Raw genomic sequence first — 14,184 nt, 5'->3', positions numbered from 1 at the left:
CGCCCGCGGGCTTTTTCTTGTCCAAGCTTCGCTACACCATCCGCATCGACATGCCGCCATCGATGGTCAGCGTCTCGCCCGTGATGAAGGGGTTGGTCAGAAGCTCGAGGGCCGCCGAAGCGACATTGTCCGGCGTGCCGAAGCGGCGCAGCGGAATCCGGTTGTCAAGATTGTTGCGCTCCGCCTCCGCCGTCATTGCGGCGTGAAACCGCGTGCGGATGATGCCGGGCTCGATCACGTTCACGCGGATTCCCTCAGCGGCGTGGTCGCGCGCCAAGGCCCGCGCCATTTGCGGCAGGGCTCCCTTGGCCGTCTGATAGGCCACGGTTGACGGACAGCCACGCTTTCCAGCCACCGACCCGATCATCAGGAAGCCGCCGCCCCGAACCGCCAGCGCAGGCTGCGCCGCGCGGAACAGGTGGAACACCGCATCGACATGAACCCTGAAGGCCTCGGCCCATTGGTCGAATGAAAGATCGGTGATCTTTCCGGGGTTCGGTCCGCCTGCCGCCGGCACCACGTAATCGATCCTGCCGAAGCGTGCCGTGGCCTCTTTCACCAACGCCGCGGCCATCTCCGGCTCGCTCGCATCACCGGCCATAAAGACGGTCTCCGTCACCTTGCCCAGCTCGGCCACAAGTGCCGTCACCTCAGCGTCCTCAGTCCGGCCATTGAGCACCAGGCGTACCTTGCGGTGAGCCAGTGCCGTTGCAATGGCAGCGCCGATGCCGCGTGTTCCTCCGGTAATGATCGCCACGTCCATGAATGATGCTCTCCTGTGTCTCGATCGATATTGGTGAGCAAGCCTGCCGCGCGTCAATCTCAAATCCCTTTTTCTCGACCATCACGCGGCGATGACCTAGGATCGCACCAACGACCTCAACAAAGGTGCCTCTGTGCAAGCTGCTGGAAGTGAGACGGAAGAGCAGACGTCGTGGCCTGACGATATCTACGAGGTTTTGAAGGACTCCGGCATTTGCATGGCCGCTCATGTTCCGGATGGAGGTCATGCAAGCCTGATCCGCAGCATCGACGCTGATCCGCACATGATGTCAGTGCCTTTGACCACGGAAGAGGAAGGCGTTGCCCTTCTGGCCGGTGCCTGGCTCGGCGGGCAGCGTGCCGTGCTCCTCATGCAGTCGAGCGGTGTCGGCAACTGCATCAACATGCTGTCGCTGGTGAAGACCTGCCGCTTTCCATTTCTGGCGCTGGTGACCATGCGCGGCGAATGGGGCGAGTTCAATCCGTGGCAAGTGCCCATGGGCTCGGCAACAGAGGCCGCCTTCAGGCTCATGGACATTACGGTCCTGCGTGCAGATGAACCGGCTGACGTGAAACCCACAGTGGAGGCCGCCGCACGCATGGCCTTCGCAGGCGGCACGCCAGGCGTAGTGCTTCTCTCGCAGAAGCTCATCGGCGCAAAGCAGTTCGTGAAATGAGCAAGGATTCAGAGATGCTCGATCGCCGGCATGTGGTCGCCGCACTCGTGCGTAATCGCCAGGACCTCCTCGTCATCTCGAGCCTCGGCGCGCCCACCTATGATCTGGCGGCGGCAGGCGATCATGACCGTAACTTCTATCTCTGGGGCGCCATGGGTGGCGCGCTCCCGATGGGCCTGGGCCTGGCTCTCGCGCAACCCGATGTACCCGTCCTCGTCCTCACGGGCGATGGCGAGGCATTGATGGGCATGGGGAGTTTCGCCACCATCGCCGCGCAGGCGCCGCGCAATCTCTCGGTCGTGATCCTCGACAATGGCCTTTATGGAGAAACCGGCGGCCAGCGAAGCCACACGGCCATGTCGACCGATCTCGCCGCCGTCGCCGCGGCCTGCGGAATGTCCGAAACCATGACCGTGCGGGATGAGGCCGGTCTTGCAGTTCTGTGCGAGCGCATTCACCTGCTGGGCGATGGTCCTTGTATCTGCGTGGTCAAGATCGATGGCGAGGAGAAGCCGAGGCAACTTCCCAGCCGGGATGGCGTGTACTTGAAAGCAAGGCTCCGCGCGGCGCTCGGCCTTGAATCGATATAGGTGCAGGCATGTCCATGTCAGGGCATTGCACCGGTCTCAAGCGTATTCATTTCAATGAGGGACTTCGGCATGGGGGCCAAGGACTTCTCCGCAATGGTCGACAACCTGTGCGACATGGCCGAAATCGAAAAGCCGCGCCTGAAGGACTGAAGCCCGTCAGGCAGACCGGCGCGGCGAACCGTGATGCTGTGCGATGCGCCAGTTGCCGTCCGTCTTCTCCAGAACCCACGTCATCCGGTAGGGCATGAGGTCTTCACCATTGGCGAAGTCGACATGCCCGGCAGTGATCGTCACGTCCGGTGACACCACGCGAGCCAGCGGCATCGGATAGGATTTCACGCGCATACCCGGCGGACGATTGCCGAAATAAGCGCGGATGGCGTCGCGGCCATCCTGCAGCTCGTCGACCGCGCCGAACATCATTGCATCCTCGGCGTAAAGCGCCATGTGCTTGTCGAGATCGTGGCTGTTGAAGGCCGCGACCCACTGGTCGTGCAGGCTTTCCACTGTAGGCGTCACCATCATCTGTCTCTCCTCGACATTCTTTGCCTTCAACTGGTCAATCGATATTTTCCACGCGTGGTGACGAGAGAACGTCCGCGATGAAATCGGGAATCCGCAGTCCCGACTTCACCTTCGCTTCCAGCAGGGCTTCTGCCGCTCTTACATCGACGAGGCGCTTCACCAGATCCGCCGCGATGGCCTGCGGCACGACCACCACGCCATCTGCATCGCCGACAATGATGTCGCCCGAGGCAATGGCCACACCCCCCACGACAATGGGTAGGCCGACGGTGCCCGGACCATTGCGAACCGGCGAGTTGGGCGAGACGCCCGCGCAACACACAGGCAGTCCCACGGCAAGGATGCCCGCCACGTCTCGCACGACGCCGTCGGTCACGATGGCCGCAGCGCCACAGTTGCGCGCCATGCCGACGAGGAGATCGCCCGTCACCGATGCGGCCCTATGGCTGCGCGTGGCCGCCACGATGACATCTCCCGGCTTCACCACATCGAGCGCGCCAAACAGGGCAAGGTTGTCGGATGGTCCGCAATCGCACGTGACGGCGACACCGCAGAAGGATTGCGGGCCACCGCCAAGCGCCTTGATCTGCCAGTCGAGGGCACCGCCGCCTCCCATCGCATCGACGAGGTGGCCCGTCATGGCGCCCGTCAATGCCTTGACGACATCGTTGGGCGGGCGCGGAAAGTTCCGGCTGATTCTCAGTATGGGTGGGTCCTTGATCATGGCTTTCGTGCTCCCTGCTCTGGCTGCTGGAGGACACTCTAGACCCAAGCAACAGGAATGAGCCACACCTCAGCCGATGGTCACTGTTGCAGACTGCGAACTTGTCATAGCCTCGGAACCGCGCTCACATCGGCCAGCGACTTGGCATGGGGCAAGGCGGGGGGAACGATGAACGAGAGCTGGCGCACGAAGTGTTACAACGTCGCGACGATCCGGCAGGCGGCAAAGCGCATTCTGCCAAAGCCCGTGTTCGACTTCACCGATGGCGGTGCCGAAGACGAAACCACATTGAAGCGCAACGAGCGTGACTTCGAGCGCCTGACCCTGTTGCCAAAGCCTCTGAATGGCCCGGGCAAGCCAGATCTTTCAATCGAACTGTTCGGCCGCCGCCATGCGCTGCCGGTGATGGTCGGTCCCACGGGGCTCGCCGGGCTGATGTGGCCTCAAGGTGAAGCGGCCTCCGCCCGCGCCGCCGCGGCCGCTGGAACGGCCTACTGCCTCAGCCACGGCTCCGTCTGCCGCCTTGAGGACTTGCCGAAGTCCGATGCGGCTCCGCGCTGGATGCAGGTCTTTGTCTATCGCGACCGCGGCTTCACCGATGAACTGGCGAACCGCGCCGCCGCCGCCGGCTTCGATGCACTGGTGCTGACCACCGACAACCAGGTGCTGGGAAACCGCGAGCGTGACATCCGCAACGGCTTTGCCATCCCGCCAAAGTTTCCGGCCCGCGATCTGGCCGGCATGGCCACGCGCATCAACTGGCTCCTGCGCATGCGCTCCGAACTGCCGCGCATCACCTTCGGCAATTATGTCCGCGATGGCGAAGCAATCGACATCGGAAGCCTCGCCAAGCGCATGTCGGAACTGCTTGATGCCGGCATGTCATGGCAAGACGTGGACCGGCTGCGGAAGGTGTGGAAAGGACCGCTCATCCTCAAGGGCGTGCTCCATCCCGACGAAGCGCGCGAAGCGGTGAAGCGCGGCGTAGACGCTGTGATCGTCTCGAACCACGGCGGCCGCCAGCTCGATGGCGCGGCCTCTGGCATCGCGGCCTTGCCCGCGGTAGTAGAAGCCGTGGAGGGTCAAATCCCCGTGCTGATGGACGGTGGCATCAGGCGTGGTGCCGATGTAGTGAAGGCCATCGCCATGGGGGCTGCCTGCTGCCTCATCGCGCGCCCGCAGCTCTGGGGCCTTGCCATTGCCGGAGAGCAGGGTGTCGCGCATGTGCTGGATATCTTCGCGCGCGAGATTGCCCGGTCGATGGCGCTGCTGGGCGCGGCCCGCGTTTCAGACCTCACCCGCGATCTGGTCGTCGCCGACACCCGGTAGGAACGCCCGGGTTAACGGTGGGCCCGCTCGCGGCCGTAGAGCAGCAGCATGCCGACGATGACGATGCCATAGATGATCTGGCGGCCGAACTCCGGCATCTGCATGACCGACAGGATCGACTGCAGGAGCGTGATGAGCATGACGCCCGCCACGGTGCCGAGGTAGCTGCCGCGGCCGCCGAGGATCGACGTGCCGCCCAGCACCACTGCTGCGATTGCTGGCAGCAGGTAGGCATCACCCATCGACTGTGCCGCCTTCGATGCATAGCCCGCCAGCAGCACGCCGCCGAAGGCCGCAAGCGCGCCCGATATGGCGAACACGATCATCACCACGCGGCGGGTGTCGATGCCGGAGAGATAGGCCGCGCGCTCGCGGTTGCCGATGCCATAGACCGCCCGCCCGAACGTCGTGCGCGTCAGCAGGAACACCGTGCCCGCCCCAACTACCGCCCAGCAGATGACGGCATTGGGAATGCCCGGAATGGTGAAGCCTGTCGCAAGGTAGCGCATTGCGGGCGAGGCTGAATCCTTGGGCGAGAAGCCGCCGGTGTAGACCACCATCAATCCTTGGGCGACCGCATTGGTGGCGAGCGTGATGATCATCGACGGAATGCGGAGATAGGCGACACCCACGCCGTTGACGAGGCCGATGACCATGCCGCAGAAGATGCCGAAGGGAATGGCAAGTATCGCGCCGGCATCGCCATAGCCCGCGATTGCGCTGGACGTCATGGCGCCCACCGTCACCACCCAGGGCAGCGACAGGTCGATCTGCCCCAGCAGGATCACCAGCATCATGCCGCTGGCGATGACGCCGAGGAACGAGGCCACCTTCAGTTGCTGCAGCAAGTATTCGGGCGACAGAAAATTCCGTGAGTAGATGCTGCCCACCAGCAGCAGCACGAAGATGCACACGAAGGCCGTCGTCACCGCCGGGTCGAGGCGCTTCAGGAATGCCGGTTTGGCCATGCTCGTCATGTCACTCATCCGAACCAGTCCAGCCTGTTGCGTACACGGAACAGTCCGAAGGCGCCCAGACTGACGGCGATGAGCAGCACAACGCCCTGGAAGAGCGGCTGCCACAAGGGATCGAAATCGAATACGAAGAGCAGGTCGCCGATGGTGCGGAATGCAAGCGCGCCGAAGATGGCCCCGATGGCGCTGCCGCGTCCGCCGAACAGCGAGACGCCGCCCAGCACCACGGCCGCGATCGAGAACAGCGTATAGGCGTTGCCGCTCGCATAGGCCGCGTCACCCGTATAGGTGAAGAAGGTGAGGAACAGCCCCCCGATGGCGGCGAGCAGTCCCGAGAGGGTGTAGGCCGTCATTTTCGCACGTTTGATGGGCACGCCGGACATGTAGGCCGCAGGCTCCGACGACCCGACCGCATAGGCGGCACGCCCCGTCACCGAGCGGCTGAACGGCACCCACACGACAAGCACGACGACCAGCAAGGCGACGAGGCTCGCGGGAATGTAGCCGAAGATGCGCCCCGTGAGCGCATCCGCCACCGTCTCGTCGACACTGCCGCCCGGCGAGGGCCTCAGCGCCAGCGCGATGCCGAAATAGACCGCACCCGTCGCGATGGTGGCGACGATGGGCTGCAGCCTGCCATAGATGACGATGGCGCCGTTGATGGCACCGCAGAGTGCGCCCACCAGCAGCACCAGCACGATGCCGCCCGCCACCTGAATGGGCGAGCCGACAACCACCCACGATGCAAGGCAGTTGGTGAGCGTGAAGATCATGCCGACCGAAAGGTCGATGCCCGCCGTGATCACCACCAGCGCCTGCGCCATGGCGACAAAGGCCAGCAGCACGCCCTTGTTCGACGCGGTCTGCACCACGTTCGCTGTGAAGCCCGCGGGATGGTTCGACGAATAGATGATGAACATCACGAGGAAGATGCCGACCGCCATCAGCGTGCCGCGCTGCTCGGCAACCCAGAAGCGCCAGTCCTTCATGCCAGTTCAGCCGGCTGCATCGCCGCCCCTTCCATGTCGATGTTGAGGGCGCTGGCGATCAGTGCCTTCTCGGTGATCGCGTCGCCTGCCAGTTCGCGCTTCACCGCGCCGTCGTAGAGCACCAGCACGCGGTCGCAGCAGCCGATCAGTTCATCATAATCGGTCGAATAGAACAGGATCGCGGCGCCCTCGTCGGCCAGCTTGCGGAGCAACACGTAGAGTTCCTGCTTGGTGCCGACATCGATGCCGCGCGTCGGATCGTTCAACAGGATGATGCGCGGCTGGTTCATCAGCCACTTGGCAATCACCACCTTCTGCTGGTTTCCGCCCGACAGTGCCCCCACCGGAATGTCGATCCCAGCCGTCTTGATGGCGAGCAGCTTGATCATGGAATCGATCAGCGCGCCTTCGGTATCGCGATTGACGATGCCACCGCTTGAGATGCGGTCAAGCGAAGCAAAGGAAAGATTGTCGCGCACCGTCATCGGAAGCATGAGCCCTTCGGTCTTCCGGTCCTCGGGTATCAGCGCCATGCCGATCTTGCCGCCCTTGGCCATGGCGGGGCTCGAAATTGAAACCTTCTGCCCATGGACGAGCACCTCACCCGTGCAGCCGCGCAACACGCCGAACAACGCCAGCAGAAGATCGCGCTGGCCTTGGCCGTCCAGACCACCCAATCCGACGATCTCGCCCGCGCGCACGGAAAACGAGATGTTCTTCAGCCTGTCAGTCCAGCTCAAGGACCGCGCTTCGAGTGCCACAGGCGCTGAGGCAGCCTTCGCGGGTTTCGGCGGAAACACGTTCTTGTATTCGCGCCCGATCATCATTTCGATCACGTCGGTATCGGACTTGGTACCCGCTGCGTAGGTCGAGACTTTCTGGCCATTGCGGAACACCGAGCATTCATCCGCAAGCTCGGCAATCTCGTGCATGCGGTGCGAGATATAGAGCAGGGCGAGGCCTTCCTCACGCAGGCGCTTCAGAACCACAAAGATTTTCGAGACATCCGCCGCGGTGAGCGCCGATGTTGCCTCGTCGAGAATGAGGATGCGGGGCTTGCGCGCCAGCGCCTTGGCGATCTCCACCATTTGCCTGCGGGACAGCGGAAGGTCTTTCACCAGCATCTGCGGGTGAATGTCTTCCGCGCCAGCGCGCGCCAGTGCTTCCTCGGCGATCCGCCGCTGCTTTCCGCGGTCGATCATGCCGAAGCGCGTGGGCGGATGGCTGATGACGATGTTGTCCGCAACCGACAAGTCGGGGATGAGGGAGAGTTCCTGGAAGATGCAGACGATTCCGGCATCGTTTGCCGTCGCGGGCGATGCGAAGGTCACTTCGCGGCCATCCAGCAGCATGCGGCCTTCGTCGGGCGCAACGACGCCCGCCATGATCTTGATGAGCGTCGACTTGCCAGCACCATTCTCGCCGAGAATGGCGTGGATGCGCCCGGCGTTCACGTCGAGATCGGCCTTCTCCAGCGCACGCACACCGCCATAGCGCTTGGAAACGCCCTCCATCCGAAAGAGCGGCGCAACACCCGTCATTGGTTCCCCCCGAGAACGGTAAAGATGAGAAACCGGGCGCCACGTCTTTTCATGCGTGGCGCTCCGGCTGTCATTGTGACGAGGCTACTGGTTTTCCTTCGATTGCCCCATGATTTCCTGCGCGGTGAAATTGATGCCGCAGGTGGGGAAGGAATTGCCGACGAAGAAATTGTCGGACTGGTCAGGGAAGAAATCCTGGCCTTCCTTGAAGTTCGGGTCTTCCACGATGGCCAGCGGCAGCTTCACCGACTGCGGAACGACATTGCCTTCAAGAGCGGCGATGGCCGTCTTGATGGCAACCGCGACCTGTGCGGGGCCGGTGCCTGCCGACGAGCACTTAAGGCCTTCGGCCGCGTGCTTGGCGCAGAACTTGCGGAAGCCGTTCTCGGTTTCGCCGCCAAACGGCACGAAGGGATGCTTGGCGTCGATCATCGCCTGCACAACGCCTGTGTCACCGCCTTGCGCGGTGATCCCGTCGAAGGGCCCGTTTGTGGCAATCGCGTCGGCCGTCGCCTTCTGGGCCACGCCGTCATCCCACTTGCCGACGACCTCGGTGATTTCCCACTTCTTGCCCGAGGCACCGAGCGTCTCGTGAATGCCGTTATGACGGTCGGTATCGACCGAGGTGCCAGCCACACCCTTCACTTCCAGGATCTTGCCGCCATTCGGAACGTTCTTGATCAGCCAGTTGGCCCACAGCACGCCGAGGCCCTTCTGGTCGACGTTGACGTTGATTGCGTCCTGCGTGTCGAGAATGTTGTCGAAGGCCACGAGGATCACGCCAGCTTCCTTGGCGCGCTTGATCACCGGGCCGAAGGCCGTGGGGTTCTGCGCATTCACGACGATGGCGTCATAACCGGAGTCGATGAAGTTGTTGATGGCGGAAATCTGCGCGGGCACGTCCTCGCCGGTCGACACGACCTTGAATTCCTTCAGCTTGGCGGCCACGTCCGGCTGCGCTGCATAGGCCTTCGCCGTCTGGATCATCTGGATGCGCCATGTATTGGCGATGTAGCCATTGGCGAGTGCGATGCGGTAGGGGCCTTGCTTTGCTGGAAACTTGAAGAACTTCGTGTCGCCAGTCCAAGGCACGAAGCACTCAGGTTCGGCGGATGGACCGGCCACGACTTCAGGCCCTTCGGCCTGCGCAGGTGCAGCAAAGGCAAACCCGGCGGCGACGAGCGCCCCCACACTTACAAAACGGCTCAGAAATGATGAGGTCTTCATCGGACGTCCTCCCAGGAGTTTTAACGCAAGTTTATGTATTGGCGAAACCCGGATTTGATCGGGGTTTCGCTTGCGCAGGATATTCTGTTTTTGCTTTTGACCAAGAAAATCGTAAGGACTTGGCTCGCGGACCATATGGGCAGAAAAAAGCCCTGTCAACTTGGGGACCCGATTCCACATTTGCTACGAAACCTGCTGCCGCACGCGACAAGAATTCATGCCCGATCTGATACAGATCAAAAACAAGAAGGAGACTTGCATGTAATTGGATACGGTATTGCAGCAGAGCCAGCGCTCACGCAGGCTCAATGGAGGATGTCCCTATGTTCAATAGTGGAGAATACAATCTGCGGGTGACGGCGGCATCCATTTCCGCATCGGTGCTGATGGCGGGAATGGCAGCACTATCTGGTGCCGAGGCCGGAGAGGCGGAGGCGAAGTCTCTGCTCAAGGCGATGTCCGACTACATGGGCAGCCAGCAATCGATGTCATTTACATATGATTCATCGTTCGAGGTGGTCACCAAGGATCAGCAGAAGCTGCAGCTCACGAGTTCCGGCGCGGTCGCGTTGAGCCGTCCCGACAAGATCGTTGCGACCCGCCATGGCGGATTTGCCGATGTCGCGATGATGTTCGACGGAAAGACGCTGACGGTTCTGGGCAAGGATGCCAACGTCTATGCCCAGACCGAAGTGCCGGGCAGCGTCGAAAATCTCGTAGATGAGCTGCGCGACAAGTTGCATCGGCCCCTGCCCGCAGCCGACCTCCTGCTTGCCAATACTTATGATGTCCTGATGGCCGATGTCACCGACGTGAAGGATCTCGGTAGCGGCATTGTCGGCGGCCTGGAATGCGATCATCTCGCGTTTCGCACCCCCGAAGTCGACTGGCAGATCTGGATCGCCCAGGGCGACAAGCCCTATCCGTGCCGCTATGTGATTTCGACGAAGACCGTCGACCTTTCTCCTCAATATACCATTCAGGTCGGAGACTGGAAAACCGGCAGCGATGCTACGGCCAGTTTTGAGTTCAAGAACGAAACAGGCGCGACCAAGATCGAGTTCTCGAAACTTGGCGAAGCCGATCTCGACGAATTGCCCAAACATTTCTCTGGAGGTGCACAATGAACCTGTCCCGCAAATTGAAGATTGCCGTCATTGTGGCCGTAGCCGGTCTTGGCAGCCTCTATGCCGCTGACAGGGTGTCAGGCGTCGGATCGCTCAGTGTTGTCTCATCCGCCGAGGCGCGCGTCGGCCGTCCGCTGACACCCGTGAGCGTGGCGGGCGCGACACGCCGGACCGTGCGCCGTTGCGCAGCTGGCGTTTACAACTGCTGACAGTATCGAGACTAAGGCCCCGGCACACTCTCCTTGTGGAGGACTGTCCTCTTGAGCGAGTGTGCCGGGGTCATGGACCTTGTCCGCAGTGGCGTGCTTATTGCTCGTGCGGAGACGGCACGCCAACGCGGATGAGGCGGGAGTATTCAGCCGTGAGGCCGGCCTTCTTGGCATGCGCGTCGATATGCGAGCGCGCGATGAGTTCGTCCAGCGGCAGCCGGATGTCGATCGAGCCTTGGTCATAGAGGTAACCTGGCAGGTAGCCATCGACCACGAGCCTCCAGTCCATCGGCAGCTTGTCGCCCACCGCGCGGACCAGTTTGAACACGGTCGTCGCACAGTTCGAAGTGAGTGAATTGTAGAACGCAGGCGTGACCGCCAGTTCATTCGCGTCGAGTACATATTCCACAAGCAGTTCGCGTGCGAGGGCAGGCTTCGCGCGCAGCCGGTAGAGCTGCACGTCCTCGCCGCGGAAATTGGAGCGCACGCCGATCACATCGCGCTCCTCCGCCGCGATGATCACCAGCGGATTGCTCTTGAAGAGATCCGCGATTGGCGAGAACACGCCGTTCCGGGTCCGCCGCACCTCCACCGACCACGCGAGATAGTCGCCCCCTTCAAAGCCGAAGCTCATCATCACATGCGCCATGTTGGGGTTGCCCCAGTAGGACAGGAAGAGATCGAGGCTCTTCAACGTCGACATGTCATAGCTGCGCGTGGACCATACCTCGGTGGAGTCTGTCCGGTTCCGCCACGCGAAGGCACGAACGTTGGTGAGGGTGAGCAGGTCGCCATTCACAGTCCCTGTCACCTGCCGGGCAACATCGGGCGCCCAGTCCGCATCGGCTACGGGCTTGATCGTGCCCCACCAGATCAGCACGGCGCCGAACAGCACGCCGAAGACCGTCAGGGACCGCAGCCGGGGCCCACGGAACAGGCCAACGATTGTGGCAAGCCCGGCCAGCGCGAACAGCGTGGCCGCAAGGCCCTTGCCCCAGTCCGGAACCGGCAGGCGATACCACAGTGCCAGCGTGGCCCACGCGCTCGCAATCAGAATCGCCAGCGCGGCGAGGGCGAGAATGAGTAGAAGGATTGAAATGAATCGCCGCAAGCGCCCGCTCCAGACCGGTGGAAGGCGCGAGAATGACCTTATTGCGCGCTACCCCGTCAATCACAATCTTCCGCATTCCGCAAAGCTCATCGTGACATCAGGCGCCGCCTGTTCTCTCGGATGCGGGTCATCGGCCAGTCTCGGTACGAACACCTGCCGCCGCTGGCCAATCCCGAGACCTCAGCTCTTTCAGGTCTCTTCTTCCTTCTACTGCGTCTTGCCCGCGACACTGGAAACATATTTGGCTACGGCATCAATCTGCTCCGGCGTGAGTATCCCGGCGTAAGGCGGCATGACACCTCCGCCTTCCATGATCGAGAGTTTCACATCGTCCTCCGTGGGTTGCTGCTCATCGAGGCTTGGGCCCACCTTTCCGGCGGCGCCCGCGTCAGCCAGCGTATGGCAGACGCTGCAACGCGGCTCGGCAAGAGAGGTGAAAACGTCCTTGCCAAGCTCAAGGGCGGCCTGCCCATCCGCGTCGGACGCCAGCAACCGACCCGAAACCACGATCAGCACGGCAGCACCCAGGGCAAACCGCATCAGGCGACCGTCACCTCCACCGCGAGCCGCCGCCAGCCGCTATAGTCATAGCCACGGTGGTTGGGCTCCGTCGTCTCTTCCTGAACACGGCCCTCGCTGTCCGTCGCGCGGCTGGTGATTGCATGCGTCCCTGGCGCGAGGTCGGCACTCAAGACAAAGGGCCGCCATGCATATCGGCCCATGTCGGGGCCCAGCAGCTGCGCGTCCTTCCAGGTGTTGCCGCCATCGGTCGAGACCTCCACGCCTTTCAGCGCACTGAAACCGCCGAAGGCGACACCATGTATTTGTATCTTTCCGGACTTCGCATCTGCGAGCGGATGCGTGACCCACGATTTCACCTTCATCTCCCACATCGAAGGCTGATCCGGCGCACCTTCCACGCCGACTGGACGGATGCGATATCCCGTTGACTGAATGCTTGCGTCGGTCTCGGCCGCAGTCAGCGCCACCCGCTTCACATATTTCACATTGTTGACGCCATAGTAGCCGGGTGTGATGACGCGAAGCGGGCCGCCGTGCGCGAGCGATATCGGTTCGCCGTTCATCTCCCAGGCGAGGATTGCATTCTCCAGCGCATGGTCCATCGGGATCGAACGTTCCACGACGACGGTTTTTGGGTCCACGCCCTCGGGAAGCGTCTCACCGCCCGTGCTCGTCAAGAATTTCATGCCAGCGCTGGCACCGCCCAGCGCGTCCACCACCGTGCGCAACGGCACACCGCTCCACAGGACATTTGCGGCGGCACCGGTTCGCCACGGCGTGCCGCTTGCCTTGTGCTCGAAGAAGCCACGGCCATTGCCTGAGCACTGCAGCACCATGGCAACTGTCTCGATACCCATCGTCTTCAGTTCACCGAGCGTGACATTGCGTGGATTGGCGACACCTTCGAACGTGACCTCCCACGCATCCCGGTTGGCCAGGATGGATTGATCGGGCGGCGAAATGTTGTTCCGGACATAAACCAGATCATTCGGCGTCACGCCGCTGGTGCCGATGAACTCGCGCTTGGTCTCGATCGTGTTTTCGCTGTGGACGATCAACCCTTCGGCATTCTTCCAGTCCACATAGGCTGGCAGCGGTTTCGAAGCTTTGGTTGCCTCCTGGGCACGAACGGCAACACCGGTTCGCGCACAAGCCGCAGCGGCAAGGACGCCAGCCCCGCCAGCCAGAAACGAGCGGCGATGAACACTGATGAATTCAGCCATGGCAATTCTCCCGTGATTGATCCGCAGCACCCTCAACTCTTGTGTGTTGAAATGTACACCCAGATAAAAACACTCAACCGCCTGAGTGGTTCCAGAACGCGGAGAAGTTTCCCGGCAACCTTGTTGCGGTGGGTACTGCCGGTCTCAAGCGTGAGGAGGTAATGGATCGTCTGCTGGAACAGGCTGTTTGAAGGATGTGTCAGGCGCCCGCAGGCCTCAGCCTGTCTTCTTCTCATTCTCAATTTGAGCCTGCAAAGTCGGGAAGCGGGATTGTCGACAACGAGGGTGCTTGCACCCGGACATGTTATGGATGTTTCCGAATTGCTATAGGCATTTAGGTTGTCGCCGGCTGAAACTCAGCTCCGGCGAGACCCAGCTGGTTGACGTGCTGCTCCAAACGCTTGCGTTGCATGTTTTTCCATTGCAGTATCATTCGAGGAGTGGGCGCCCAGCTAGTTGCTGATTTTTGAAGGGGACGGCAAGCATGGTCGCTAGCCTGTTTTGGACGACATCTGGGGGATGTCCCGCTCAATGTAGAAAATTGGAGTGAGGTTGGCGTTGCTCTCCTCGAGCCGTAGGCTCGGGGTGTTCAATCCTGAATGGAGAGCAACACCATGAAGAAAGCTACCACGTCTATCGAGGCGCTTGCCAGTG

At 61.9% G+C, this 14,184-nt stretch carries 15 protein-coding genes; 5 read left to right on the top strand and 10 right to left on the bottom strand.

Going from position 1 to position 14,184, the window contains the following annotated elements:
• Positions 1-31: 31 nt before the first annotated feature.
• A complete protein-coding gene (locus tag ACEW8Q_RS22480; RefSeq protein WP_373506311.1) occupies positions 32-763 on the bottom strand; it encodes an SDR family NAD(P)-dependent oxidoreductase in 732 nt (243 codons plus the stop codon).
• Between the two features lie 133 nt (positions 764-896).
• On the opposite strand from ACEW8Q_RS22480, the gene ACEW8Q_RS22475 reads away from it, so the two are divergent.
• Both ACEW8Q_RS22475 and ACEW8Q_RS22470 read left to right on the top strand, forming a co-directional pair.
• Positions 897-1,439 carry a phosphonopyruvate decarboxylase gene (locus ACEW8Q_RS22475; RefSeq protein ID WP_373506310.1) on the top strand — a complete coding sequence of 181 codons (543 nt, stop codon included), beginning with the start codon at positions 897-899 and terminating at the stop codon, positions 1,437-1,439.
• Positions 1,436-2,029, top strand: coding sequence for a thiamine pyrophosphate-dependent enzyme (locus tag ACEW8Q_RS22470; protein ID WP_373506309.1), 594 nt, complete (start codon positions 1,436-1,438; stop codon positions 2,027-2,029). Before ACEW8Q_RS22475 ends, ACEW8Q_RS22470 begins: the two co-directional genes overlap by 4 nt.
• Positions 2,030-2,185: 156 nt before the next feature.
• On the opposite strand, the gene ACEW8Q_RS22465 is transcribed toward ACEW8Q_RS22470, so the two are convergent.
• The gene (locus tag ACEW8Q_RS22465; RefSeq protein ID WP_373506308.1) at positions 2,186-2,554 is read right to left on the bottom strand and encodes an SgcJ/EcaC family oxidoreductase; all 369 of its coding nucleotides are present in this window, start codon (positions 2,552-2,554) and stop codon (positions 2,186-2,188) included.
• Between the two features lie 34 nt (positions 2,555-2,588).
• On the bottom strand, positions 2,589-3,278 hold the full coding sequence (locus ACEW8Q_RS22460) for an RraA family protein (protein ID WP_373506307.1): 690 nt from the start codon (positions 3,276-3,278) through the stop codon (positions 2,589-2,591).
• Positions 3,279-3,446: 168 nt separating this feature from the next.
• On the opposite strand from ACEW8Q_RS22460, the gene ACEW8Q_RS22455 reads away from it, so the two are divergent.
• A complete protein-coding gene (locus ACEW8Q_RS22455) occupies positions 3,447-4,607 on the top strand; it encodes an alpha-hydroxy acid oxidase (protein WP_373506306.1) in 1,161 nt (386 codons plus the stop codon).
• An 11-nt stretch (positions 4,608-4,618) separates the two neighbouring features.
• Here the strand turns inward: ACEW8Q_RS22455 and ACEW8Q_RS22450 are convergent, their stop codons facing one another.
• The 4 genes from ACEW8Q_RS22450 to ACEW8Q_RS22435 form a co-directional block, all read right to left on the bottom strand.
• Positions 4,619-5,593 carry an ABC transporter permease gene (locus tag ACEW8Q_RS22450; protein ID WP_373506305.1) on the bottom strand — a complete coding sequence of 325 codons (975 nt, stop codon included), beginning with the start codon at positions 5,591-5,593 and terminating at the stop codon, positions 4,619-4,621.
• A complete protein-coding gene (locus ACEW8Q_RS22445) occupies positions 5,590-6,570 on the bottom strand; it encodes an ABC transporter permease (RefSeq protein WP_373506304.1) in 981 nt (326 codons plus the stop codon). Before ACEW8Q_RS22445 ends, ACEW8Q_RS22450 begins: the two co-directional genes overlap by 4 nt.
• Positions 6,567-8,111 (bottom strand): sugar ABC transporter ATP-binding protein, encoded by a 1,545-nt coding sequence (locus ACEW8Q_RS22440; RefSeq protein ID WP_373506303.1) that lies wholly within the window; start codon positions 8,109-8,111, stop codon positions 6,567-6,569. Before ACEW8Q_RS22440 ends, ACEW8Q_RS22445 begins: the two co-directional genes overlap by 4 nt.
• 84 nt (positions 8,112-8,195) lie before the next feature.
• Positions 8,196-9,338: a sugar ABC transporter substrate-binding protein gene (locus ACEW8Q_RS22435; RefSeq protein ID WP_373506302.1), complete on the bottom strand. Its 1,143-nt coding sequence runs from the start codon at positions 9,336-9,338 to the stop codon at positions 8,196-8,198.
• A 323-nt stretch (positions 9,339-9,661) separates the two neighbouring features.
• Between ACEW8Q_RS22435 and ACEW8Q_RS22430 the strand changes: the two genes are divergently transcribed.
• Positions 9,662-10,465 (top strand): DUF2092 domain-containing protein, encoded by an 804-nt coding sequence (locus ACEW8Q_RS22430; protein WP_373506301.1) that lies wholly within the window; start codon positions 9,662-9,664, stop codon positions 10,463-10,465.
• Complete coding sequence (locus tag ACEW8Q_RS22425) at positions 10,462-10,674, top strand: hypothetical protein (protein ID WP_373506300.1); 213 nt, start codon at positions 10,462-10,464, stop codon at positions 10,672-10,674. Before ACEW8Q_RS22430 ends, ACEW8Q_RS22425 begins: the two co-directional genes overlap by 4 nt.
• Before the next feature lie 97 nt (positions 10,675-10,771).
• On the opposite strand, the gene ACEW8Q_RS22420 is transcribed toward ACEW8Q_RS22425, so the two are convergent.
• The 3 genes from ACEW8Q_RS22420 to ACEW8Q_RS22410 all read right to left on the bottom strand — a co-directional run bounded on the left by ACEW8Q_RS22420 (position 10,772) and on the right by ACEW8Q_RS22410 (position 13,530).
• Positions 10,772-11,785 carry a DUF4105 domain-containing protein gene (locus tag ACEW8Q_RS22420; protein WP_373506299.1) on the bottom strand — a complete coding sequence of 338 codons (1,014 nt, stop codon included), beginning with the start codon at positions 11,783-11,785 and terminating at the stop codon, positions 10,772-10,774.
• Positions 11,786-11,992: 207 nt separating this feature from the next.
• On the bottom strand, positions 11,993-12,325 hold the full coding sequence (locus ACEW8Q_RS22415; protein ID WP_373506298.1) for a cytochrome c: 333 nt from the start codon (positions 12,323-12,325) through the stop codon (positions 11,993-11,995).
• Complete coding sequence (locus ACEW8Q_RS22410; RefSeq protein ID WP_373506297.1) at positions 12,325-13,530, bottom strand: sulfite oxidase; 1,206 nt, start codon at positions 13,528-13,530, stop codon at positions 12,325-12,327. The genes ACEW8Q_RS22415 and ACEW8Q_RS22410 overlap by 1 nt, the downstream gene beginning before the upstream one ends.
• Between the last annotated feature and the right edge of the window lie 654 nt (positions 13,531-14,184).

It is taken from the genome of Aestuariivirga sp. (genome assembly GCF_041738905.1).
GTDB lineage: Bacteria > Pseudomonadota > Alphaproteobacteria > Rhizobiales > Aestuariivirgaceae > Aestuariivirga.
This window is presented reverse-complemented; position numbering and strand designations above follow the sequence as displayed.